The sequence below is a fragment of the Leifsonia lichenia genome (assembly GCF_054780215.1).
This window is the reverse complement of record NZ_BAAGWT010000001.1, coordinates 621,457-644,649: the sequence shown is the minus strand read 5'-3', so window position 1 is coordinate 644,649 and position 23,193 is coordinate 621,457. Positions and strand designations below refer to the sequence as shown.

Annotated in this window: 25 protein-coding genes; 9 read left to right on the top strand and 16 right to left on the bottom strand. The window is 70.2% G+C overall.

What is annotated here, in order from left to right:
- Nucleotides 1-15 precede the first annotated feature (15 nt).
- A complete protein-coding gene (locus tag ACYVGI_RS03010; RefSeq protein WP_460631170.1) occupies nucleotides 16-534 on the bottom strand; it encodes a hypothetical protein in 519 nt (172 codons plus the stop codon).
- Nucleotides 535-665: 131 nt separating this feature from the next.
- On the opposite strand from ACYVGI_RS03010, the gene ACYVGI_RS03005 reads away from it, so the two are divergent.
- The gene (locus ACYVGI_RS03005; RefSeq protein WP_460631169.1) at nucleotides 666-2,051 is read left to right on the top strand and encodes a pyridoxal phosphate-dependent decarboxylase family protein; all 1,386 of its coding nucleotides are present in this window, start codon (nucleotides 666-668) and stop codon (nucleotides 2,049-2,051) included.
- 81 nt (nucleotides 2,052-2,132) lie between these two features.
- On the opposite strand, the gene ACYVGI_RS03000 is transcribed toward ACYVGI_RS03005, so the two are convergent.
- The 3 genes from ACYVGI_RS03000 to ACYVGI_RS02990 form a co-directional block, all read right to left on the bottom strand.
- Entirely contained in the window at nucleotides 2,133-2,390 is a 258-nt protein-coding gene (locus ACYVGI_RS03000) for a DUF6458 family protein (RefSeq protein WP_055898548.1), read from the bottom strand.
- Nucleotides 2,391-2,406: 16 nt separating this feature from the next.
- Entirely contained in the window at nucleotides 2,407-2,571 is a 165-nt protein-coding gene (locus ACYVGI_RS02995; RefSeq protein WP_387237647.1) for a hypothetical protein, read from the bottom strand.
- A 123-nt stretch (nucleotides 2,572-2,694) separates the two neighbouring features.
- Nucleotides 2,695-3,177, bottom strand: coding sequence for a MarR family winged helix-turn-helix transcriptional regulator (locus ACYVGI_RS02990; RefSeq protein ID WP_055898551.1), 483 nt, complete (start codon nucleotides 3,175-3,177; stop codon nucleotides 2,695-2,697).
- 108 nt (nucleotides 3,178-3,285) lie between these two features.
- Here ACYVGI_RS02990 and ACYVGI_RS02985 point away from each other — a divergent pair, with 108 nt between their 5' ends.
- Nucleotides 3,286-4,617 (top strand): serine/threonine-protein kinase, encoded by a 1,332-nt coding sequence (locus ACYVGI_RS02985; RefSeq protein WP_460631168.1) that lies wholly within the window; start codon nucleotides 3,286-3,288, stop codon nucleotides 4,615-4,617.
- 39 nt (nucleotides 4,618-4,656) lie between these two features.
- Here the strand turns inward: ACYVGI_RS02985 and ACYVGI_RS02980 are convergent, their stop codons facing one another.
- Nucleotides 4,657-5,388 carry a GNAT family N-acetyltransferase gene (locus ACYVGI_RS02980; RefSeq protein ID WP_460631167.1) on the bottom strand — a complete coding sequence of 244 codons (732 nt, stop codon included), beginning with the start codon at nucleotides 5,386-5,388 and terminating at the stop codon, nucleotides 4,657-4,659.
- A 134-nt stretch (nucleotides 5,389-5,522) separates the two neighbouring features.
- On the opposite strand from ACYVGI_RS02980, the gene ACYVGI_RS02975 reads away from it, so the two are divergent.
- Entirely contained in the window at nucleotides 5,523-6,464 is a 942-nt protein-coding gene (locus ACYVGI_RS02975) for a diacylglycerol/lipid kinase family protein (protein ID WP_460631166.1), read from the top strand.
- 43 nt (nucleotides 6,465-6,507) lie between these two features.
- On the opposite strand, the gene ACYVGI_RS02970 is transcribed toward ACYVGI_RS02975, so the two are convergent.
- Nucleotides 6,508-6,948, bottom strand: coding sequence for a MarR family winged helix-turn-helix transcriptional regulator (locus ACYVGI_RS02970; protein WP_460631165.1), 441 nt, complete (start codon nucleotides 6,946-6,948; stop codon nucleotides 6,508-6,510).
- 163 nt (nucleotides 6,949-7,111) lie between these two features.
- On the opposite strand from ACYVGI_RS02970, the gene ACYVGI_RS02965 reads away from it, so the two are divergent.
- Entirely contained in the window at nucleotides 7,112-8,089 is a 978-nt protein-coding gene (locus ACYVGI_RS02965; RefSeq protein ID WP_460631164.1) for an aldo/keto reductase, read from the top strand.
- A gap of 90 nt (nucleotides 8,090-8,179) precedes the next feature.
- Here ACYVGI_RS02965 and ACYVGI_RS02960 read toward each other — a convergent pair whose 3' ends face one another.
- Complete coding sequence (locus tag ACYVGI_RS02960) at nucleotides 8,180-8,950, bottom strand: alpha/beta hydrolase (protein ID WP_460631163.1); 771 nt, start codon at nucleotides 8,948-8,950, stop codon at nucleotides 8,180-8,182.
- Nucleotides 8,951-9,034: 84 nt separating this feature from the next.
- On the opposite strand from ACYVGI_RS02960, the gene ACYVGI_RS02955 reads away from it, so the two are divergent.
- Complete coding sequence (locus ACYVGI_RS02955) at nucleotides 9,035-9,793, top strand: esterase/lipase family protein (RefSeq protein WP_460631162.1); 759 nt, start codon at nucleotides 9,035-9,037, stop codon at nucleotides 9,791-9,793.
- On the opposite strand, the gene ACYVGI_RS02950 is transcribed toward ACYVGI_RS02955, so the two are convergent.
- The gene (locus ACYVGI_RS02950) at nucleotides 9,754-10,026 is read right to left on the bottom strand and encodes a hypothetical protein (protein WP_460631161.1); all 273 of its coding nucleotides are present in this window, start codon (nucleotides 10,024-10,026) and stop codon (nucleotides 9,754-9,756) included. The two genes, ACYVGI_RS02955 and ACYVGI_RS02950, sit on opposite strands and share 40 nt — an antisense overlap.
- Before the next feature lie 63 nt (nucleotides 10,027-10,089).
- Between ACYVGI_RS02950 and ACYVGI_RS02945 the strand changes: the two genes are divergently transcribed.
- The 3 genes from ACYVGI_RS02945 to ACYVGI_RS02935 all read left to right on the top strand — a co-directional run bounded on the left by ACYVGI_RS02945 (nucleotide 10,090) and on the right by ACYVGI_RS02935 (nucleotide 12,886).
- The gene (locus ACYVGI_RS02945; protein WP_460631160.1) at nucleotides 10,090-11,817 is read left to right on the top strand and encodes an MFS transporter; all 1,728 of its coding nucleotides are present in this window, start codon (nucleotides 10,090-10,092) and stop codon (nucleotides 11,815-11,817) included.
- 15 nt (nucleotides 11,818-11,832) lie between these two features.
- Entirely contained in the window at nucleotides 11,833-12,288 is a 456-nt protein-coding gene (locus ACYVGI_RS02940) for a MarR family winged helix-turn-helix transcriptional regulator (protein ID WP_460631159.1), read from the top strand.
- 145 nt (nucleotides 12,289-12,433) lie between these two features.
- Nucleotides 12,434-12,886, top strand: a complete 453-nt coding sequence (locus ACYVGI_RS02935) for a DUF1801 domain-containing protein (RefSeq protein WP_460631158.1) — start codon at nucleotides 12,434-12,436, stop codon at nucleotides 12,884-12,886.
- A gap of 196 nt (nucleotides 12,887-13,082) precedes the next feature.
- On the opposite strand, the gene ACYVGI_RS02930 is transcribed toward ACYVGI_RS02935, so the two are convergent.
- From ACYVGI_RS02930 to ACYVGI_RS02895, 8 genes are all read right to left on the bottom strand, one after another.
- Entirely contained in the window at nucleotides 13,083-13,880 is a 798-nt protein-coding gene (locus ACYVGI_RS02930; protein ID WP_460631157.1) for an energy-coupling factor transporter transmembrane component T family protein, read from the bottom strand.
- Complete coding sequence (locus ACYVGI_RS02925) at nucleotides 13,877-15,715, bottom strand: ABC transporter ATP-binding protein (protein ID WP_460631156.1); 1,839 nt, start codon at nucleotides 15,713-15,715, stop codon at nucleotides 13,877-13,879. The genes ACYVGI_RS02930 and ACYVGI_RS02925 overlap by 4 nt, the downstream gene beginning before the upstream one ends.
- A 5-nt stretch (nucleotides 15,716-15,720) precedes the next feature.
- On the bottom strand, nucleotides 15,721-16,344 hold the full coding sequence (locus ACYVGI_RS02920; protein WP_460631155.1) for an ECF transporter S component: 624 nt from the start codon (nucleotides 16,342-16,344) through the stop codon (nucleotides 15,721-15,723).
- Between the two features lie 32 nt (nucleotides 16,345-16,376).
- The gene (locus tag ACYVGI_RS02915; protein WP_460631154.1) at nucleotides 16,377-16,766 is read right to left on the bottom strand and encodes a VOC family protein; all 390 of its coding nucleotides are present in this window, start codon (nucleotides 16,764-16,766) and stop codon (nucleotides 16,377-16,379) included.
- Between the two features lie 134 nt (nucleotides 16,767-16,900).
- On the bottom strand, nucleotides 16,901-17,599 hold the full coding sequence (locus tag ACYVGI_RS02910; RefSeq protein WP_460631153.1) for a helix-turn-helix transcriptional regulator: 699 nt from the start codon (nucleotides 17,597-17,599) through the stop codon (nucleotides 16,901-16,903).
- Nucleotides 17,600-17,713: 114 nt separating this feature from the next.
- Nucleotides 17,714-19,294, bottom strand: a complete 1,581-nt coding sequence (locus ACYVGI_RS02905; protein ID WP_460631152.1) for an amino acid permease — start codon at nucleotides 19,292-19,294, stop codon at nucleotides 17,714-17,716.
- Between the two features lie 49 nt (nucleotides 19,295-19,343).
- A complete protein-coding gene (locus ACYVGI_RS02900; protein WP_460631151.1) occupies nucleotides 19,344-20,219 on the bottom strand; it encodes an EamA family transporter in 876 nt (291 codons plus the stop codon).
- Nucleotides 20,219-20,782, bottom strand: a complete 564-nt coding sequence (locus ACYVGI_RS02895) for a dihydrofolate reductase family protein (RefSeq protein ID WP_460631150.1) — start codon at nucleotides 20,780-20,782, stop codon at nucleotides 20,219-20,221. The genes ACYVGI_RS02900 and ACYVGI_RS02895 overlap by 1 nt, the downstream gene beginning before the upstream one ends.
- A 100-nt stretch (nucleotides 20,783-20,882) precedes the next feature.
- Here ACYVGI_RS02895 and recQ point away from each other — a divergent pair, with 100 nt between their 5' ends.
- Entirely contained in the window at nucleotides 20,883-22,952 is a 2,070-nt protein-coding gene (recQ, locus tag ACYVGI_RS02890; RefSeq protein ID WP_460631149.1) for a DNA helicase RecQ, read from the top strand.
- Nucleotides 22,953-23,193 lie beyond the last annotated feature (241 nt).

Below are 23,193 nucleotides of genomic sequence, written 5' to 3'. Positions count from 1 at the left end.
ACTTTCACGCCGCGGTCAGCCGACCAGCGTCAGGATCGTCTCGGCCACCTGTCGCGGCGATGCGGTGGTGGTGTCGACCGTCGGACCGGGGATGCCCGCGGAGGCGAGCACCGCATCCAGCTCTCCGTGGCGGTGCAGGTGCCAGGCGAGACCCGCCGCGTCGTCTCGGTGCCTGACGCGCAGCCTGGCCGCGCCGACGTCGGGGTCGACCGTGAGTCGGACGACGGTCAGCGGGAGGTCGCCGATCGCGTCTTCGTAGTGCCGCACAGCTGCTGCGTCCTCGATCACCCCGGCGAGCACCAGGATGCGAGCCCCGGCCGCCAGGTGGTTCGCGGCGACCGCGCTCAGGTTCGCCAGCTCCAGTGCGCTGTTGAACGGATCGCCGGAGGGAGCCGGCCACCCGGCGCGCAGGGCGTCGAGGTCGATGATCGCGTGGGGCACGCCGCGCTCGATCAGAAGCGTGCTGACAGCGTCGGCTGTGGCGGACTTGCCGACGCCGACGGTACCGTTCAAGAACAGGGCGTGGTCGTGCATCCGACCAGTCAACCGCACGAGGGTGCGGCGAAGTGTTGCGTACTACGGGGTGGATGCGCCCGATCGTTGCGCGCAGCGGCGAAAGAGTGCCGAAGTGTTGTGAGAGTCTGCTGGGGGCCCGAGAGGAAAACATGGATACACGCAACGCCGACGCCACGCCGACCAGGATGCACGCCGTCTCCGACGAGACCCGCGGGCTCGTCGACCTCGTGCTCGACTACTCGCGGCGGCGCATCCTCAGCACGGACACCCCGCTCGACAAGCCGCTCTCCGAGGCGGAGCTGAACCGGCTGGCCGGGCAGACCGTGGTCGAGGGCGGGATCGGCGCCGAGCGCGCACTGGCGCTGTTCGAGCACGTGCTCGCTCCCGCGTGCATCACCACCGACCACCCGCAGTACCTGTCGTTCATCCCGACGGCGCCGACCAAAGCGGCCACCGCGTTCGACCTGGTCGTGTCCGCGAGCGCCGTCTACGGAGGCTCGTGGCTGGAAGGATCGGGGGCGGTCTTCGCCGAGAACCAGGTGCTCGCCTGGCTCGCCGCCGAATTCGGCCTCCCCAAGACCGCTGGCGGCGTGTTCGTGCAGGGCGGCACGCTCGGCAACCTCTCCGCGCTCGTCGCCGCCCGCGAGCACGCGCGCGCCGAGCGCGGAGACCGGCTCGGCCACGGCCGCTGGAAGATCGTCTGCAGCGCAGAGGCGCACTCCTCCATCGCGTCAGCGGCGCGGGTGATGGATGTGGAGGTCGTGCCCGTGCGACCGGACGACAGCGGGATGCTCACCGGCGCGAACGTGCGGGAAGCGCTCGACGAGCACGGCGCATCCGTGTTCGCCGTCGTCGCCACGGCAGGGTCGACCAACTTCGGCATCGTGGACGACATCGCATCCATCGCAGCGCTGAAGGACGACTACGAGTTCTGGCTGCACGTCGACGGCGCGTACGGGCTGGCCGGGATGCTGTCGCCGGCCGCCAGGCACCGGTTCGCCGGGGTGGAGCGGGCGGACTCGGCGATCGTCGACCCGCACAAGTGGCTGTTCGCGCCGTTCGACGCGTGCGCGCTGATCTACCGCGACCCGGAGGCTGGTCGTCGCGCGCACACCCAGCACGCCGAGTATCTTGACACTCTCACCGAGACCACAGAGTGGAGCCCGTCGGACTACGCGGCGCACCTCACCAGGAGGGCGCGCGGGCTCCCGCTGTGGTTCTCGCTCGCCACGTACGGCGCCGCGGCGTACCGCGAGGCGGTGACCGCATCCCTCGACCTGGCGCAGCGGATCGCCCGCGAGATCGAGTCGCGCGACGGCTTCCGGCTGGTGCGGGAGCCGCAGTTGTCCGTCGTGGTGTTCGAGCGCGACGGCTGGACCCGTGACGACTACGCCCGCTGGTCGGCCAGGCTCCTCGACGAGCAGCGCGCGTTCGTCACGCCCAGCTCGCACGACGGACGGCCGAACACCCGGTTCGCCATCGTCAACCCGACCACGACGTTCGCCCACCTCACGTCCATCCTCGACACCATGTAGACGCAAACGAGTCCGGAGTTATGCACGCGACGCGCCGGGCGCGAGCGTGCATAACTCCGGACTCGATTACTACTTGGGGGTTCAGACGATGGGGTCGTCGGTGTCGCTGGTGCGACGGGTGACGCGTTCGCCGGAGGCGGGGTCGACAGCGGTGCGCGTGGTCGCGACCGACTGGCGGCGGCGGGTCAGCAGCACGATGCCGATGATGATGCCGATCGCGCCGGCGGCCATCAGGATGTAGCCGACCAGATGGAGGTCGATCCAGGCGACCTGCAGGTTCAGCGCGAACGCCAGGATGGCGCCGATGACGAACAGGACGATTCCGGTTCCGAGACTCACAGTGTCTCCCTCCCGGTCAGGCGCGTCGGCTGCCGGTGAGCATCCTGACGAGCCAGACGATCACGGCGATGACGAGCAGGACGATGCCGACCCAGAGCAGGAAGTTCAGAGACTGCACGAATCCGCCGGTCAGCAGAAGAATGATCGCAATGATGGCGATCACGATGAGCAGGATGTTCATGGCAGAGGTGTCCTTTCCTTGACGACACCACAGAACTACTAGTTCAGTTGCCTAGCAATCCCCTTGACTTGACGGATTTTCCTGCTTTACTCGCGCGAGCCGCCTGGCGCGCCTGCCCGCGCGTCAGGAATGCCGGGGCTTGGTCGAGATGCGGTCTACCGTCTCGCGCATCTTGGTGAGGAACCGCGTGATGGTCGCCGCCTCCTCCGGGCTGAGCTCCGCCGTCGCCGCCTCGATCTGCGTCTGCGCGGCCTCGAGCATCGGACCTGTGTCGCCGAGCGCAGCCGCGGTCGGCACGATTTCGATGGAGCGCTTGTCGACGGTGCTCGGTTTGCGCTCCACGAATCCGCCCTTGGCCAGCCGGTCGATGAGGGCGGTGGTGGATGCGCTGGAGATGCCGAGGTAGGCGCTGACATCCTTGGATGCGGTCACCCGGCCGACCGCGCGCCGGTCGAGGATGAACCGCAGCGCGAGCAGGTCGCTGTCGCCGATGCCCATCGCGGCGCCGGTGCGCCTCCGCATCGCCGCTTCCGCAGCCCGGTAGACCTGGAGCGCCTCGAGGACGCCCGTCTCTGGGCGGTCAGGCACCTCGGTCTCGTCACTCACAGCTCTCACTCAACCCACGTTCGCGGATCTGACAAGGGAGGACGCCGACACTTTCGGCTGATTCACGGCCAGGGCCGCGAGGGTGAGGGTCGCGCGTATGCTCGCACGGTGGACGATCGTGTGCTGCTGGACCGCTACGAGCTGAGGGATGCGCTCGGCCGAGGGGGCATGGCGACGGTGTACCGCGCGCTCGACCGCCAGCTCGGCCGGTTCGTCGCCGTCAAGCTCTTCGCGCCGGGGACCGCGGTCGACGACGCGCGCCGTCGCGCAGAGGCGACGCTGCTCGCGCGGCTCAGCCATCCGAGCCTGGTGACCCTGCACGACGCGCACCTGGCGGTCGAGGGGGATGCGACACCGAGCTTCCTGGTCATGGAGCTGGTCGACGGAACGGACCTCCGCAGACGTCTGGACGACGGACCTCTGACCGGCGCGGAGGCGGCCGAGCTGGCAGCGGAGATCGCCGAGGGGCTGGTGGTGGTGCACGACGCCGGAATGGTGCATCGAGACCTCAAGCCCGCCAACATCCTGCTGCCGGCTTCGACGGTGCCAGGCGGTCGGCTGCACGCCAAGCTCGCGGACTTCGGCATCGCGCACCTGATCGGCGCGGAACGCCTCACGACAGACGGCACCGTCATCGGCACGGCGGCCTACCTGAGCCCGGAGCAGGTGGCGGGCGCGGAGCCAGGAGCGCCCGCCGACATCTACTCCCTCGGCCTCGTGCTGCTCGAAGCGCTCACCGGCCGACGCTCGTACCCCGGCACGCCCGTGGAGTCGGTGAGCGCGCGAGCGGCGCACGATCCGCGCATCCCGAGCACCCTGCCGGACGACTGGCGCGGGATGCTCGCGGCCATGACGGCGCGCGACCAGACGCTGCGGCCAACGGCGATGGAGACCGCCGTGATGGCCAGGGAGCTGGCGCCGCAACTGGCGGGGTGGGATGCGGGTGCTGCGGCGGATGCGGGCGCCGAGGATGTGCCGACGGTCGCCATGACGCGTCGGGACGCCTCGGAGCCTCCGAGGCCGCCGGCGCCGACCGTGGCACTGCACGGGAGCGCCGTGGCAGGGGACGCCGCTGACGCGCCGACCGCCCTGCTGGAGCCCCCGAAGCGTCGCCGCGGAGTCGTCGCGGCAGTGATCGGGGCCGTGGTGGTGGTGCTCGTCGCCGGGGGCATCGGCCTCGGCGCGCTGCTCGCTCCGTCCGGAACCTCGCCAGGGACGGTCCCGGCCACGCACTCCCCGTCGACGACTCCCAGCCTCGCGCCGACGGTCGCCCCTGTCACCACCCAGACTCCGGCGACGACGCCTCCAGCGGAGACCACCTCTCCACCGGCGACCACGCCTGCGCCGACGCCGGGAAACAACGGGAACGGGAACGGGAACGGGAACAAGGGCAAAGGCAACAACAACGGGAACGGGAACGGGAACGGCAAGAACAAGTAGCCGCTGGCCCCGCCCGAGACCGCGCGAACCGGCTGCAGCTCAGCGCGGGCGGCAGACCAGGATGTTCGCCCGCCGCCGTCGCGTGAAGCCGAGCGCCTCGTACACGCCGATCGCCCGCTCGTTCGTCGCCTCGACGTGCAGGAAGGGGCGCTCGCCGCGCGCGATGATGCCACGCATCACCTCGACCATCACCGTCGCCGCGAAGCCGCGCCCGCGGAACTCAGGGTCGACGCAGACCGCGCTGACCTCGCACCACCCGTCCGGCCGCATCCGCTGCCCCGCCATCGCGGCGAGCCGGTCGCCGACGCGCACGCCGCGGTAGCCTCCGAACTCGATGGTGCGGGGCAGGAACGGCCCCGGCCTGGTGCGGTCCACCAGGTCGAGCGCATCCGGAACGTCCGCGTCGTCCAGCTCGACCAGCGCAGCGTCGTCGCCGAGCGGCCGCAGCTCCGGCACGGTGTCGTGCTCGTAGACGAGCTGCCAGCAGTCGTATGCGCCGAGCGTCTCCCAGCCGTCCGGGCCGGTGGATGCGCCGAAAACGCCGAGCGTGTCGTCAGCGTCACCGTCGCCGTCGCCGTCGCCATCACCGTCGCTCCCGGCCGCGCCCAGCCCGATCAGGCCGCCCAGCGCATCCAGCGGCCCGTCGGGGTCGGCGACGGCCGCGAACGGGGAGACGTCGGTGCGGAAGCGCTTCGCGTCCGGTGTTCCGATGGCCAGAGAGCGCTGCGCCCCGATGAGAGCGTGCCAGGCGGGATTGTCGAGAACGTGCATCCACCCAGCTTTTCATGCCGTGGATGTGCCGTGCGCCGGTTCCGCCTGGCCCCGTGCGCCAGTAGTGTCGCGCGTGACCCGATCTTTCGGCGTCGCCGTTCGAGGAGGACTCCCTGAAGACCGCAGCCATCGTCGTGAACCCGATCAAGGTCGACCTGCCCGCCGTGCGCGCGGTCGTGGAGGCGGCAGAGTCCCGCTACGGCTGGGGGGAGACGATCTGGCTGGAGACGACCGAGGACGACCCCGGCACCGGCCAGGCGAAGCAAGCGCTGGAACGCGGGGCGGATGTGGTCATCGCGGCGGGCGGCGACGGCACGGTCCGCACGGTCGCCGAGGTGCTGCAGGGCTCGGACACGCCGCTCGCCCTGCTCCCGTCCGGCACGGGGAACCTGCTCGCCCGCAACCTGAACCTCACCCTCGACGACGTCGAGAACGCCCTGCAGACCGCATTCGACGGAGACGACAGGCCGATCGATGTCGGTGTCGCCGACATCCGGGATGCGGACGGCACGGTGAGCAGGCGCTCCTACCTGGTGATGGCCGGGCTCGGCATCGACGCTAAGATGCTGGCGGCCACCGACGACGACCTGAAGAAGAAGGCGGGCTGGCTCGCATACGTCCGGGCGATCGGAACGGTGCTCCGCGACAAGAACCAACTGCACCTGCGCTACCAGCTCGACGGCGGACGGACGCACTCGCTGCGCGCGCACACCGTGATGATCGGCAACTGCGGCTCGCTGCCTGGCAACATCCTGCTGCTGCCGGACGCCGCGGTCGACGACGGCGAGTTCGACATCGTGGTCCTGCGCCCGGAGGGCTTCATCGGCTGGGTGCAGATCGTCGCGAAAGTCTTCTGGGAGAACGGCGTGCTGCGCCGCACCTCGGCGGGACGTCGGCTGCTGAGCATGTCGAAGGAGGTGCGCGCCCTCAACTATCTGAAGGGCAGCGAGTTCATCCTGCGCCTGAGCCGCCCGGAAGACGTGGAACTCGACGGCGACCTGTTCGGCAGCGCCACGGCGATCAAGACGTGGATCGACCCGAAGAGCCTGATCGTGAAGGTGCCGGAGGAGGGCTGAACGGCGGAGGGCTGAGCGGCGCACCGAGCGCTGTCGCCTCTCTTCACTCCCGCTCGCCCACCGCGGCGACGATCTGCACCAGTGCCGCGCGCAACGCATCCGGATCGTCGACGGCGGGGAACACGTCCTGCTCCAGGTCCTTCGCCCCGGCGAACGCCTCGCGTCCGGCGGCGGTGATGCTGAGCGCGTGCCTGCGCCGGTCGCCTGGGTGGGGCGAGCGCGCGACCAGGCCTTCCCGTTCGAGGCGGTCGACGGTGCGCGACATCGTCTGCGCCTCCACCCGGGCGAGACGTGCGAGGTCGGCCTGCGACGTGATGCCCGCATCCAGGAAGTGCAGCACGATGAGCCCGGCGTGGGTGAGCCCGCGCTGTTCGAGCGCCTGCGCCCAGCTTCGCTCCACCGCTCGGGATGCGACGCCCAGCAGTCGGCCGATCGGCCAGTTCTCCGGCCGCTGCTCGTCCGCGTCCACGCGCTCCCTGTCCACCGGTTCATCCTAAGCGCGCCACCCGCAGCCATCGAGCCCAGGCTTCTTCACCGTTCGAGCGCGGTTTAGCGTGAAAAAGCCTGGGCTCGATGGCTGCGGGGCGGGGGTACGGTTAGGCGGGCGTGGAGTGAGCGCGGAGTGAGCGCGAGAGTGAGGAGCACACATGGAGTACGTCAACCTCGGCAGCACCGGCCTGAAGATCTCGGCGGTCGTCCTCGGCTGCATGAGCTACGGCGTGCCGGAGCGGGGCGCGCATCCCTGGAGCCTCGACGAGGAGGCGAGCAGGCCGTTCATCCGGAGTGCTCTTGAGGCGGGGATCACGACGTTCGACACGGCCGACGTGTACTCAGACGGCACCAGCGAGGAAATCGTCGGCCGGGCGCTCGCCGACTTCGCGGAGCGCGACGACGTGGTCATCGCCACCAAGGTCCACGGCCGGATGGGGCAGAGCCCGAACCGCGCCGGCCTGTCGCGGGCGCACATCCTGTCGGCCATCGACGACAGCCTCCGCCGGCTCGGAACGGACCACGTCGACCTGTACCAGATCCACCGGTGGGACCCGTCGACCCCGATCGAGGAGACGATGGAGGCTTTGAACGACGTCGTCCGCTCCGGCAAGGCCCGCTACATCGGCGCGTCCTCGATGTGGGCGTGGCAGTTCGCGAAGGCGCAGCAGGTCGCCCAGGCCAATGGATGGGCGAGGTTCGTCTCGATGCAGGACCAGTACAACCTGTTGCAGCGCGAGGAGGAGCGGGAGATGCATCCGCTGTGCGTCGACCAGGGCGTCGGCGTCATCCCGTGGTCGCCGCTCGCCCGCGGGGTGCTGACCCGCGAGTGGGGCACGGCGACGGAGCGTTCGGCCGGCGACGTGTTCGGTGCGACCCTGTACCGCGCAGAGGAAGAGTCGAACCGCCGCATCGTGTCGGCGGTCGCCGGGGTCGCGGAGGCGCGCGGTGTCTCCAGGGCGCAGGTCGCTCTGGCGTGGGTGCGCCAGCAGGGCGCGGTGACGGGACCGATCGTCGGCGCGACCAAACACCAGCACCTGGTGGATGCGGTCGCTTCGGTGGAGCTGTCCCTCACGGCGGAGGAGTGCGCGGCCATCGAAGCCCCGTACACGCCGCGCCGCGCGGAGGGTTTCTAAGCGCGCCGGCCCGGACTGCGAGATGCCGGCAACTGCGCCGCGATCGGGTGATTTCGGCGCAGTTACTGGTATCTCGTCCGCTGGCGGCCGCTAGGAGGTGCTGGTCAGGAACGCGGTGAGCGCCGTGGTCAGCCGGTCGCGGGCGTGCGCGTTCGTGATCCCCGGCTCGTTGTCGCCTGGCTGCGGCCCGTAGTCGCCGAACTGGGCGTGGTTCATCCCCGGGATCTCCACCATCGTGGCGTTCTGCGGCAGCAGCGGTCTGGCGGCGGCGATCTTCGCCGGGGTGCTCAGCCCGTCGTCTCCTCCGCCGATCGACAGCACATGCAGACCGGTGCCGCTGAGGTCGTTGGCGCAGTAGCTGCCGAACAGGATGAGGCCGTCGACCTTCGGGCTGCCCGCCCCGGGGTCGTCGGCGAGCTGGCACGCGCGGACGCCGCCGAGGGAGTGGCCGCCGACGAACCAGGACGAGACGCCGGGGGCGTGCGCGGTGAAAGTCGACAGCGGCCGCTGGTCGAAGAACGCCAGGTTGAGGGTGGGCTTGGTCACGACGACGGTCAGACCGGTGTCCTCCACCGTCCCTGCGAGCTTGTAGAGGTAGGCGTACGGGTCGACCAGCGCGCCGGGGATGAAGACCAGGCCCTGACCGGACGGAGTGCCGGTCGGGGCGAGCAGCACGGAGTCTCCCGTGTCTGTGATGCTCACCGCCGGGTTGGTCCACACGTCGATCGCTCTGGCGCGCACACCCATCATCGGGGTGTTCGCCCAGGCGAGGAAGCCGACGAGCACCAGTGCGATGACGACGATGACCGAGATCAGGATGCGCGCGGTGCGTCGCAGCCAGGGGCGGCGGGTGGGGGGCATCGGGACTCCTCTGTGGGCTCTGACTGCACCGATTATAAGCAGGCTGACTATCCAGGTGGCAGTGCGGAGGTGTAGGAATCAAGGGTGAGCGCCCACACCCGCCGTGCAGCAGGCGGCGTCCTCGGCCCGGCCGGGACCGTCCTCCGCCAAGCCGGAATCTGGGCGCTCGATTACGTGTACGCCGTGCGCCAGCAGGTGCGCTCCGCCTTCCGACGCGACGATCCGGCCGTGCTCGCAGTCGGGCGACCCGACGCATCCACGGTGCTTCTGCTTCCTGGCATCTTCGAGACGTGGCGATTCATGCTGCCGCTCGCCCGCCACCTGCACGACCGGGGACACTCCGTGCACGTCGTCACCGCGCTCGGCCGCAACGGGTCGACCATCGACGATGCGGCAGAGCTGGCCGCCGGCTATCTCGCTGAGCACGGTCTGCAGAAGGTAACCATCGTCGCCCACAGCAAGGGCGGTCTGGTGGCGAAGCGCCTGATGTCGTCGGATGCCGGCTCGCGAGTGCGCCTGACAGTCGCGGTGAGCACGCCGTTCTCGGGCTCGGTGTACGCGCGCTTCCTCCCGACGCGCAGCCTGCGCGCACTCGCGCCGACCGACGAGGCACTGGTGCGCCTCGCTGCGGAGAGCGCGGCGAACGCGCGGATCGTCTCGGTCTACGGGTGGTTCGATCCGCACATCCCAGGCGGAAGCGAACTCGACGGGGCGAAGAACATCGAACTGCCGGTCGGCGGCCATTTCCGAATCCTGGCGAGAAGGGAACTGCTGGAGGTCGTGGACGAGTTCGTGGAGGGCCGTCAGTGCGCGAGCCACGAGTCCGGCCCGAAGACCTCGTAGGAGACGCGACTCGCGGAGAGGTTCAGCTCGCGTGTCTGGTTCATGATCGCCTTCATGAACGGCAGCGGTCCGCACAGCATGACGGAGCAATCCGTCGGGATAGAGACGTCGGAGAGCCGCATCGAACCGAAGCCGTCCCTGTCGTCGAACCAGGTCTCCAGCCGCGCGTTCTCGAGGCGTGAGACGAGGGATGTGATCCGGTCGCCGAACGCCCTGATTCCTTTCGCATCCATCGAGTTATATAGTTAATGCATATAAACCAACTCGAAGGATGCCCTCTTTTGCCTCGCACCGGCATGTTCAGCAAAGACCACCCGCACTACAAGTGGGTCGCACTCAGCAACACCACGCTCGGGATGCTCATGGCGACGATCAACTCGTCGATCGTCATCATCTCCCTCCCCGCCATCTTCACCGGCATCAAGCTCAACCCGCTCGAACCGGGCAACGTCTCCTACCTGCTCTGGATGCTGATGGGCTACATGCTCGTCACCGCCGTGCTCGTCGTGATGTTCGGGCGCATGGGCGACCAGTACGGCAGGGTCAAGATCTACAACGCCGGGTTCGTGATCTTCACCGTCGCCGCCATCGCGCTGTCGCTCGACCCGTTCACCGGGGGACCGGCCGCCATGTGGCTGATCGTCTGGCGGTTCGTGCAGGGCATCGGCGGCGCGGCACTGTTCGCGAACTCGACCGCCATCCTCACGGATGCGTTCCCCGCCAACAAGCGCGGGTTCGCCCTCGGTCTCAACCAGGTCGCCGCCATCGCCGGAAGCTTCATCGGCCTGATCGTCGGCGGCATCCTCGCCGAGATCGACTGGCGGGCCGTGTTCTTCGTGTCCGTGCCGATCGGCATCGTCGGCACGATCTGGTCGTACAAGTCGCTGCACGAGGTCGGCCAGAAGAACCCGGGCCGCATCGACTGGCTCGGCAACGCCACGTTCGCCGTCGGCCTCATCGCCCTGCTCACCGGCATCACGTACGGCATCCAGCCGTACGGCGGCAGCTCGCAGGGCTGGGGAAACCCGTGGGTGCTCGGCGCGATCATCGGCGGCATCCTGCTGCTGGTGGCGTTCGTGCTGATCGAGCTGCGGGTGACGTCGCCGATGTTCGACATGCGCCTGTTCCGCATCCGGTCGTTCTCGTCGGGAATCTTCGCCGGGTTCCTCGCCGCGATCGGGCGAGGCGGTCTGCAGTTCATGCTGATCATCTGGCTGCAGGGCATCTGGTTGCCGCTGCACGGCTACAGCTACGAGTCGACGCCGCTCTGGGCCGGCATCTACATGCTGCCGATCACGATCGGCTTCCTCATCGCCGGTCCCATCTCCGGCGCGCTCTCCGACCGGTTCGGCTCCCGTGCGTTCGCGACGGTCGGTCTCTCCCTCGTCGCTCTGACGTTCATCGGGCTGCTGTTCATCCCCGTCAACTTCGACTACTGGCAGTTCGCCGTGCTCACCGGTCTGAACGGCATCGGCTCCGGCTTGTTCTCGTCGCCGAACCGCACGGCGATCATGAACAGCGTGCCTGCCAACGAGCGAGGGGCCGCATCCGGGATGGCGGGCGTCGCGCTCAACGCGGGCAGCTCGCTGTCCATCGGCATCTTCTTCTCGCTGATGATCGCCGGCCTGTCCGTCGCCCTTCCGACCGCGCTGACCAACGGGCTCACCACCCACGGCGTTCCGCACGCCGTCGCGACGCAGATCGGCGCTACGCCCCCGGTCGGCAGCCTGTTCGCCGCGTTCCTCGGCTACAACCCGATCGCGAGCCTGCTCGGCCCCACCGGCGTGCTCAGCAGCCCCCACGTGGATGCGGCGACCCTCACCGGCAAGGAGTTCTTCCCCCAGCTCATCTCCGGACCGTTCCACGACGGCCTCGTGGTCGTGTTCGTCGCGGCCGCGATCATGAGCATCATCGGAGCTATCGCCTCATTCGCAGGCGGCGGCAAGTATGTTCATGAGGAGAAGATCGCCGAATCGCAGGCGGTCAGCGAAGAAGGCGAGGAAGTCGGTGCGAGCCGCGCATAGCGTTCAGGAGCGTTCATGGTGACAGACGGCGATGCGGGCGACGGCCGCTCCACGCTCGCGGACGACGATCTGGCCGGTCGGCTGGCGCTCGCCGTCGGCCGCCTCAACCGCCGGATGCGCTCCTCCACCGGCGACCTGAGCCACGGCCAGCTCTCGGCGCTGTCCACCATCGTGCGGCGCGGGCCGCTGCGGCCTGGCGAGCTCGCCGCGATCGAGGTGGTCGCCGCACCGACCATCACCCGCGTCGTCTCCGACCTGGAGGCCCGCGGCCTGGTGCAGCGCGAACCGGACCCGGACGACGGCCGCTCCTCGTTCGTCAGCGGCACGGAGGCCGGGATCGAGCTCCTGCTGCGCGCCCGCTCCGACCGCGCCCGGACGGTCCAGTCGATCCTCGCCGAGCTCACGCCCGAGCAGGTCGCCGCCCTGGCTGCGGCGCTGCCCGCCCTGGAGTCCGCCGCGCACGTGTCCTAGGCGGCCCCGCTGTGGGCGGTTGCCCGGGCGCGGGAGCAGGGCCGGAATTGTATTTCGGGATGCCGCCGATCAGCGCTGGGGCTCGTGTTAGCGTGGCGCCAGGTCAGCGAATCGACTGGCCGTGCCGAGACGCGAGGAGCGCGCGATGGATACGTCATCAGCGGATGCGGGAACGTTCTCCGCTCAGGAGCGAGCCGCCATGAAGGCTCGCGCGGCCGAGCTGAAGGCGCAGGCCCGTCGGGCGAGCGCAGAGGAGAAGGCGGCGGCCGAGCGGGCAGAATTCGAGGCGAAGATCGCGGAGATGCCGCAATCCGACCGCGCCATGGCCGAGCGTGTCAACGCGATCGTCTCCGATGTGGCCCCTGAGCTGCAGCCGAGGCTCTACTACGCCCAGCCTGGATGGGCGAAGGCGGGCAAGGTCATCGTCTTCTTCCGCAGCGGCCTGATGGACAAGACGCGCTACTCGACCCTGGGCTTCAGCGTCAGCGCGGCCCTCGACGAACCAGACGGGTTCTGGCCGACCTCGTACGCGCTGGAACAGGTGACGGACGAGACGGCTGCGGCAATCGCCGCACTCGTGGCGAAGGCTGCCGCCTGACCGTCGCCCTTCCTCATGGTGCCGCGCCGCGCTGCGCCGCCGCGCACGCCTCGTGCGTGTCGTGCGGTCGCGGGCGCTGGCACCGCACGTTCGGCACGAGTCGTGCGCGCGCGACCGCGCACGCCTCGTGCGTGTCGTGCGGTCGTGGGCGCTGGCACCGCACGTTCGGCACGAGTCGTGCGGCGGGCGGGGTGGGTCAGAGGACGAAGACCGCCACGGTGACGACGACCGCCACCGCGACGAACACCGTGTCCCGCACCCGCCACCGCGACGGCGTGCGCTCGGTGCGGGTGGGATGCGCGCCGAACGCCCGCGATTCCATCGCCAGCGCCATGCGCTCCGCGTGCCTGATCGACGACGCCAGCAGGGGAACCACGGAGGCGAACGCACGCCGAACGGCCGCGACGGGACCCCATCCACCTGCCACCCCGCGCACCCGCTGCGCCTGCCGGATCAGCGTCAGCTCGCTGCCGAACCTGGGGAGGAAGCGGTACGCGGCAATGGCGGTGTACCCGATCCGGTACGGGATGCGGAGCTGCGCCACAAGCGCGCGGGCCAGGTCGGGGCCGGTGGTCGTCAGGCCGCCGATCAGCGCGAGCGTCACGAGAGCGCCGAGCCGCAGCGACGTCGCCAGCCCCACCGCGAACGCGCCGACGGTGTAGTCGTACGCGCCGACCGAGAACAGGATGCGCTGGTCGGCGACCCTGGATGCGTCCGTCCAGAATCCGAAACTCACAGCCATCACCAGCACCACGGCCGGAAGCACGACGAGCAAGCCGACCACGATCGCCGGTCGCAACCGAGCGCCAACCAGGATGAGCAGGACGCCGAGCACGACGAACACCAGCGGCGTGACGATGTCCCGCGTGAACAGCAGCGCCACCCACGCGGGAAGCACGGCGGCGACCTTCGCCAGCGGGTTGAGGTGATGCAGGAACCGGCCGCGCGATGCGGTGGCGGAGGCGCCGTGCTGGTCGGGGGAGAGGAAGGTCATGCCGGGTCGGCCCCTGTGCCTGCCGCGTCGGTCCAGGTGCCGGTGTCGGCGTCGGTGTCGGACTCGGCATCGGTGCCGGTGCCGGTCTCGCGCCCTTCCGCGCCCGGCAGGTCGGCCAGCCTGGTCACGTGACCCCACCCTGGCACGCCGCTGAACGCGGCAGCGAGCGGCGGTTGTCGCAGACCGCTGCGCTCCAGCAGGGCGACGTCGCTGAGGATGTGCGCGGTCGGCCCGTATGCGGCGAGCGTTCCGTCGGCGAGCACCGCGGCGTGGGTGGCGTACTCGGCGACGAGCTGCAGGTCGTGGGTGACGATGATCACCGTGGTCCCTGCAGCGTTGAGGCGGGCGAGCATCCCGAGCAGTTCGGTGGCGCGTGCGCGGTCCTGCCCGAACGTCGGCTCGTCGAGCACCAGCACGGGAGCGCCGGCGATCAGCGCGGTGCCGACCGAGAGCCGTCGTTTCTGGCCGCCGGAGAGGAGGTACGGATGCGCGTCGCGCTGGCCGGAAAGATCGAGGGTGGCGAGCATCGCGTCGACACGGCGGGCGATCTCGTCGGCCGGTGCACGCCGGACCCGCAGACCGTACGCGAGCTCGTCCTCGACCGAGTCGGCCACGAACTGGTGTTCGGGATTCTGGAACACGAAGCCAACGGCAGCGGTGAGCGCGGAAACGCTCGCCCGCGCCGGGTCGACGCCGCCGACCGAGACGGTCCCGCGCGGAGGCCGCACCACGCCGGCGATGGCCTGCACGAGCGACGTCTTCCCCGCCCCGTTCGCCCCGAGCACGGCGACGAAGTCGCCCCGCCCGACGCGCAGGCTCACCTCCCGGAGCACCTCCCGCGTGCCGCGCAGCACGTCCAGGCCGCGCACCTCCACGGCCGCTGCGGCGTCGACGGAATCGGGATGCGCGTCTCGCGCCGCGTCCGCCCCCGCGTCCGCGTCCGCCCCCGCATCCGCCCCCGCCGCCACCCCCGCATCCAGCCCTGCCGCCAACTCGCTCAGCTCGTCCATCGTCACCGGCAGCCGCTCCACCTCCCACCCTGCCGCGCGCAACCGCAGCCCCGCGAGCGTCGCGACCGGCAGCCAGACGCCCAGCGCCGCCAGCTCCTCCGCGCGTTCGCGGAACAGCTCGGCAGCGGGGCCGTGCGCCACCTGGCGACCGTCGCGGTCCAGCACCAGTACCGTGTCGACCACAGGGAGGGCCGCATCCAGGTTGTGCTCCACCAGCACCACCGACCGCGTCGATCCCGGCCCTGTCAACGCACCGAGGACCGCGTAGACCTCCTCCGCGCCCGCCGGGTCGAGGTTCGCGGTCGGTTCGTCCAGCACGAGCACAGGAGCCTCCAGTGCCAGTGCGCACGCGATGGCGAGTCGCTGCTTCCCTCCGCCGGAGAGCGTGTCCGGGTTGTCGGCCCTGCGCTCCCAGAGCCCGACCGCCCGCAGCGCCGCCTCTGCCCGCCGCAGCACAGCGGGCGCGGGAACGAGCTGATTCTCCGGCCCGAAGCAGACCTCGTCGAGCACGGTGGCGGTGACGAGCTGCGCATCCGGATCCTGGAATACGGTGCCGACGTGTTCGCTCAGTTCGGCGACCCTGGCATCCACCGTGTCCACGCCCGCCACGCGGACAGAGCCGTCGAGACTGGCCGGAACCGCGTGCGGCACCAGTCCGTTGAGGGCGAGCGCGAGCGTCGACTTGCCGCAGCCGCTCGGGCCGAGCACGAGCAGCACGTCGCCGGGGACGAGCTCGAACGTCACGCCGTCCGGAGTCCACTGGTCTGCGCCGTCGTGCCGGATGCGCACCCCGCGCACCGAGAGCGGCGCGGGCTCTGCTGCCACGGTGCTCAGAGCTGCAACGTCGGCGCCGCGACCATCGGCAGCGCGTCGGAGCCTGCGCCGCCGTCGCGCCCGCGCCTCGTCCGCACGATCGGAAGCTGCAGGCCGCGACCGGCTCCCGTGCGGTCGAGCCCGGCGGCAACGGCACGGCCTGCCCAGGTGAACAGGATCGGCGACGCCACGAACAGCCCGATGTGCACCACCTGCACCCACGGCTGCGTCTGTTCGGCGCCCTGGGCGACGAACACGCCGATCCCGAACACCAGTCCGGCGATCGTCACGGCGGCGTAGAACAGCCACGCCCGCCAGTAGCGGTAGAGCGTGACCGCGAACGGCAGCTCCTGCAGCAGCCCGATCGACCCCGCCGCCATCACCGCCGCGAACCCGATCGGCTGGAACGGCACGGACACCAGTCCCGCGATCACCGAGGTGATCAGCGCAACGCCGCCGCGACGCAGCAGCGCCTGCGCGATGACGCCGGGCAGGAAGTACACGCCGATCACAGCGCCGTAGAACATCGGAGCCGCCGCGGCGAGCGTTCCGGAGACGTACGCGCTGATCGAGAACACGATGCCACCGGCGACACCGATCGCGGCGCAGGTGAGGAGGAGTCGGGTGCTGGTGTTCTTCATGTCCCCACCAGCGTAGATGGGTAAGGGTTGCCTTACAAGCGCGTCGCCGGGCGAGAGAACAGGTTCACGACGTTGCCGTCCGGATCGCGGATCAGCGCGGAGCGGTTGCCCCACGGCATGGTCGTCGGCTCCAGCACGACGTCGGCGTCCTCCCCGATGGATGCGCGGATGCGGGCGAACTCCGCATCCACGTCGGTCACCAGGAACTCGACGATGACGGAGTCGTTCCGCCCCGGCCCAGGGGCGCGCTCGCCGAGCATGGCGACGGTGGCCGTGCTTCCGATGGCGAGTGTCGCCGACGCCGTGCGGAACTCGGCGAACACGGGCGCCGGCCGCGCCGCCTCCGAGCCGGTGACGAGCTCGTAGAAGCCGGCGAGGCGGTCGACGTCGTCGGTGATGATCCTGATCGAGGCGAAGTCCATGGTGGTCCTTTCGGGGGCAGCGGGCGGCACTTCCGCCCGCCGGTTCCATGGTCGGGCGCGTGCGCGACACCGTCCTGTCGGTGTTTAGCGATTCACCGCCCGATGCTCACCGCCCGCAGCTCACCGCCCGATGCTCACCGCCCGATGCTCACCGCCCGCAGCTCCCCGTACGCGATGTCCAGATCCTCCGCCCGCAACTCCCGCCGCGGCGCGCGCTCGCCTGTCGCCTCCGCGCTCACGATGCGGTCGCCCCGGAACGCTCGCACCCCCTCCCGCAACCGGCACCACGCGATCAGATACCAGTCCGTCGCCTTGCCCACATAGCCGAGAGGCTCCACGTCGCGCACCGTCTCGGCCCCGGCGCGGTCGCGATACACGATCCTGAGCACGCGGCCGGAGCCGAGCACGTCCCCGAGAGCGGCGGGCGCATCCCGTGCCTGGCCATCGTCCAGGAAGTGGATGCGCGCCTCCAGCTCCGCGGTCGCCTGCAGGCTGCGCGCATCCATCACCGCGGCGACCTTGCGCACGGCGGACGCCGCAGCCTCGCGGAACGGGCTCGACGCGAGCATCCCGAGCCCGACCGTGACCGCGAGCGCCTCGTCCGGCGTCAGACCGAGCGGCGCGAGCGTGTGTGCAGGATCGATGCAGTAGCCGCCGGTGCGTCCTGACTCGGCCCAGATCGGGACGCCGGACTGCTGCAGGGCGGACAGGTCGCGCTCGATCGTCCGCGAGCTCACCTCGAACCGCGCGGCCAGCCACCTGGCGCTCCGCGGTCGCGGTGCCACCGCGCGCAGCTCCTCCACCAACGCGTACAGCCGGTCCGTGCGATTCACTCCCGTCCCCGTCCCCGTCCCAGCCCACGCCCGCTCCCGAAGCCATCGAGCCCAGGATTATTCACGCTAAGACCGCCGAATACCGTGAAGAACCCTGGGCTCGATGGCGTCGCGTCAGGGGCGTGGGGTGGGCGGGTCATCGTCGGAGGGCTGCTTGGCGGAGTCGAAGCCTGGGCGGGCGGCGATCACCGGATGCGCGCCCGTGTACCCCTGCCGCTCCTGCGCGATGGCGAGGATTTTGGTGCGGCTCGCGAACCAGCCGATCACCAGCAGCGGGACGATGATCACCAGCGACGCGACGGTGAACGTGCCCGTCGGGTAATCGAACGCCATCAGCACCACGACGGCCGCCAGGAACGCCAGCGTCAGATACGCAGTGAACGGCGCTCCGAACAGGCGGAACGCCGGGCGCTCCAGCTTGCCCTGCAGCGCCCACCGTCGAAGCTGCATCTGGCAGATCACGATCATCCCCCAGCTCGTCACGATGCCGAGCGATGCCACGTTCACCACGATGTTGAACGCCTCCTCCGGCACGACCAGGTTGAGGAAGACGCCGAGCACGCCGATGCAGCCGGTGAGCAGGATTCCGCCGTACGGCACGCCGCGCCTGTTCATCCTGCCGGTGAACGTCGGCGCTGCGCCGGTCTGCGCCATCGAGTGCAGGATGCGCCCAGTCGAGTACATCCCGGCGTTGAGGCTGGAGAGGGCGGCCGTGAGCACGACGAAGTTCATGACAGAGCCGATGACGGCGCTCAGCTCGGGAGAGCCGAGGTGGCTGAAGAAGGTGACGAACGGGCTCTCATCGCCGCTGTAGACATCAGAGGGGAGCAGCAGCGCGAGCAGCAGGACCGACCCGCAGTAGAACACCGCGATGCGCAGCACGACGCTGTTGATGGCGCGCGGCATGATCTTCTCCGGATGCTCCGTCTCACCGGCCGCGATGCCCACCAGCTCGACGCCCGCGTACGCGAACACCACACCCTGCACGAGCACGATCGCCATGCCGATGGTCGCGAAACCGTGAGGGAGCAGCCCGCCGTTCGCCTGGAGCATCGCGATCCCGGTCGGCCCCTGGTCGGTGGGCCAGCCGAACGCGAGCACCACGATGCCCACCACGAGGAACAGCACGAGCGCCGTCACCTTGATCAGCGCGAACCAGAACTCCATCTCGCCGAACACCTTCACCGAGATGAGGTTGAGGCTCACCACCACCACGAGCGCGATCAGCGCGAGCAGCCACTGCGGTGCGGCGGAGAAGATGCTCCAGTACTTCACGTAGAGGGCGATGGCGGTGGAGTCGACGATGGCCGTCATGGCCCAGTTGAGGAAGTACATCCACCCGGCGACATACGCCATCTTCTCGCCGTAGAACTCGCGGGCGTACGAGACGAACGAGCCGGACGACGGGCGGTGCAGCACCAGCTCGCCGAGAGCGCGCAGCACCAGGAAGGCGAAGAAGCCGCATAGCGCGTACACGAAGACCAGGATCGGGCCGCCCTGCTCCAGGCGGCCGCCCGCCCCGAGGAAGAGGCCGGTGCCGATCGCGCCGCCGATGGCGATCATCTGCACCTGCCGGGGCTTGAGGCTCTTGTGGTAGCCCTCCTGCTCGCTGGCGAAGTCCTGAACCGCCTGGCTCATGTCTCCGATGTGCTCGCGACTGTTCTCGAGATCGTCGGCAGGATCGTGCTGTGTCATGTCAGCCCCCTCGTGTTTCCAGTTGTTCACACTAGTGAAGGATGCGCGATCAGGCGACAGCGAGCATCCCCGCTGCCGCGACGGCGAGCGCCAGCCCCACCCACTGGATGGGCGCGATGCGCTCCCGGAGGACGATGGCGGCGAGCACGATGGTCCCGGCCGGGTACAGCGCGATCAGCACAGAGAACGCGGCGAGGTCGCCGAGCCGCAGCCCGAACAGCATGACGATGTTCGCCGCCGCGTCGAGCACCCCGCAGGCGAGGGCGAACGGCAGCCCGGGAAGCCAGGCGGATGCGCGGGGCTGCGGCTGCCGCACCCGCTGCACCCGCCGTGCACGCAGCGCGAGCACCCCGACCACGGCCAGCATGATCACGCCGTTCACGCCGCGGTTCAGCACCAGCGGCACGAGCCCGGACGAGTCAGGGGTCTGGTCGATGATGATCAGGAACGCCCCGATCATCGCGCCGGACCCCACCGCCATCAGGATGCCGCGGAGGCTCGGCCGCACGGCGCCCTTCTCCGGCACGAACCCGACGAACACCACGGCCACGAGCGCCAGGCAGAGGGCCACGTAGCCGATCGGCGCGAACTGCTCGCCGCCGATCAGCCCCCACGTCATCGGCACGACAGCAGAGACCACAGCCGTCAGCGGAGACAGGATGCTCATCGGCCCGATCGCGAGGCACGCGTACAGCAGTGAGATGGCGACGGCGCCGGTCACTCCGGAGAGCGCGCCCCAGCCGACAGCGGACGCCGACCACTCCCCTCCCGCGAAGGGCAGCGCGACGAGCAGCAGCACCAGCCCGGACAGCGCGCCGATCGCAGTGACCTTGATCGCGCTGATCCTGCGCGCGGCGATCCCGCCGAGGAAGTCCGCTGAGCCGTAGACGAACGCACCGACCAGCCCGAGGACGGCGGTGAGCATCAGCTCCCTGCGAGGCGGTAGACGTGCAGGACCGCGCCGCTGGCGAACCGTTCGAGCTCGGTGAGCTCAAACGACCACTTCTCCCTGTCGTCCGGGAAGATCCGCAGGCCGCCCCCGACCATCACCGGATAGGTCAGCAGGCGCAGTTCGTCGACGAGCCCCCAGACCAGCAGCGAGCGAACGAGCGTGGCGCTGCCGGCGACGAGGATGGGGCCGCCGTCGGCCGCCTTCGCGTCTGCGACGGTGGTGCGCACATCCCCGACGATGCGGGTGGCGTTCCAGCCGAGCTCACCGGTGCCTCTCGCCGCGACCAGCTTGGGCATGGCGTTCATCTTGTCGGCGAATTCGCCGTCGCGTTCCGGCCACGCCGCGCTGAAGCCTTCGAAGGTCTTGCGGCCGAGCAGCAGGGACTCCGCCTCCAGCGTCTCGCGCAGCTTGAACGCGTACAGGGCGTCCGTGCCGTACGGCATGGTCCACCCGGCGTGCGGATGCGTCGGCTCCCCGCCCGGCGCCTCGACGACGCCGTCGAGGGTCATGAACTCGGTCACGATCAATCGGCGCATGTCGCTGATGGTACCCGTCCACAGGCTGCACCTGCTCGCCGGTTCTCCACAGATCGGCGGCGGCCAGGTTTTCGTCGGTCCCGCTCGTTACGATCGAGGAATGAGCTGGAACGCCGAACACCCCTGGGAGCCCGACGAGAGCGACGCGCCCCCGGCCGACGTGGAACCGCCGTTCCCCGACTATCCGAGCGACCAGGAGGAGATGTTCCCGCCAGACGACGCGTACCTGGGCGGGGCGGTGGAGTTCGGCGACGCCGGTTCCGTTCCGACCTCTGGCGCACGGGGTTCCGGCGCATCGGCATCGCGCGGCGCGGCGACCGCCACGGCTGCGCGGCGGCAACCCCGCGCATCCACGGCCAAGTTCGCGAGCCCGGCCGAGGCGCTGCACACGGTGTTCGGCTACGACTCGTTCCGCGGAGAGCAGGCCGAGATCATCGACCAGCTCGTCTCGGGCGGAGACGCCGTGGTGCTCATGCCCACGGGTGGAGGCAAGAGCCTCTGCTACCAGATCCCGTCACTCGTGCGCGAGGGCACCGGCGTCGTCATCTCCCCGCTCATCGCGCTCATGCAAGACCAGGTGGATGCGCTCACGGCGGTCGGCGTGCGCGCCGCGTTCCTCAATTCCACGCAAGACCAGGCGGAGCGCGCCAGGGTCGAGAGCGCATACCTGGCTGGCGAGCTCGACGTGCTGTACGTCGCGCCGGAGCGGCTGTCGTCCGAGGCGACCAAGCGATTCCTGTCCGGCGGCACGATCGCGCTCTTCGCCATCGACGAGGCGCACTGCGTGTCGCAGTGGGGCCACGACTTCCGGCCGGACTACCTGGCCCTGTCCGAGCTGGGGGAGCGCTGGCCCGACGTGCCGCGCATCGCCCTCACGGCCACGGCGACGGAGGCCACGCACCGCGAGATCACCGAGCGGCTCGGTTTGCAGAAGGCGGCGCAGTTCGTCGCCGACTTCGACAGGCCCAACATCCAGTACCGCATCGTGCCCAAGGTGGAGGTGCGCAAGCAGCTTCTCGATTTCATCACCACGGAGCACCCGAACGACGCCGGAATCGTCTACGGCCTGTCGCGCAACACGGTCGAGCGCACGGCGGAATTCCTGAGCGCCCGCGGCCTCAACGCCGTGCCGTACCACGCCGGGTTGGATGCGCGGGTGCGCGCCCAGACGCAGTCCCGCTTCCTCCGCGAAGAGGGTGTGATCGTGGTCGCCACCATCGCGTTCGGCATGGGCATCGACAAGCCGGATGTGCGGTTCGTCGCCCACATCGACCTCCCCAAGTCGGTCGAGGGCTACTACCAGGAGACCGGTCGCGCCGGCCGCGACGGCCTGCCGTCCACGGCCTGGCTCGCCTACGGCCTGCAAGACGTGGTGCAGCAGCGCCGCATGATCGACGACTCGCCCGGCGACCTCGCCCACCGCCGCCGCATGACGCAGCACCTGGATGCGATGCTCGCCCTCTGCGAGACGGTCCAGTGCCGCAGGGTGAACCTCCTCAACTACTTCGGCCAGCGCGCCGAGCCCTGTGGCAACTGCGACACCTGCCTCACGCCGCCGGAGAGCTGGGACGGCACGATCCCGGCGCAGAAACTGCTCTCCACGGTCGTGCGGCTGAAGCGCGAGCGCAACCAGCAGTTCGGCGCGGGCCACCTCGTCGACATCCTCCGCGGCAAGCGCACGCCGCGCGTCGACCAGTACGGCCACGATGCACTCGCCACCTGGAGCATCGGCGCCGACCTGAGCGAGAGCCAGTGGCGCGGCGTCGTCCGCCAGCTCATCGCGCAGGAACTGCTGAAGCCGGAGGGCGAGTACGGCGTCCTGGCGATCACGCCGGAGAGCGCCGCAGTGCTGGCCGGCGACCGTCCCGTCGTGCTCCGCCGCGAGCCGGACCGCCCGGAGCGCCCGGCCCGCGCTGCGCGCTCGGCCGCCGCGGCCGCCGACCTCGAGCCGGCCGACCACCCGCTGTTCGAGGCGCTCCGCGCCTGGCGCGCAGAGGCGGCGCGGTCGCAGGGCGTCCCGGCGTACATCGTCTTCGGCGACGCCACCCTCCGCGCAGTCGCCGCCGCCAAGCCGGCCACCCTCGGCGACCTCGACGGCATCACCGGCATCGGCGCGAAGAAGCGCGAGGCCTACGGCGAGGCGCTCCTCGAAGTGGTGGCGTCGGCGTAGGCGCGAGCTCCGGCGCGCGCTCGGCAGCGCTCCTGCTGGGCGTGCGGCTGCCGCGGGGCCGTTCCTGCTGGCCGGTGGGCGCGGCGTAAAGCAGGAGGTCCCGCGCCTCGCCGCCGCGTTCTCCTTCCGAACGGAGAAAGCGGCGGCGTGGCGCGGGACTGTTCCTGCAGAGCGTGCGGCTGCCGCGGGGCCGTTCCTGCTGGGCGTGCGGCTGGCGCGGGGCCGTTCCTGCTGGCCGGTG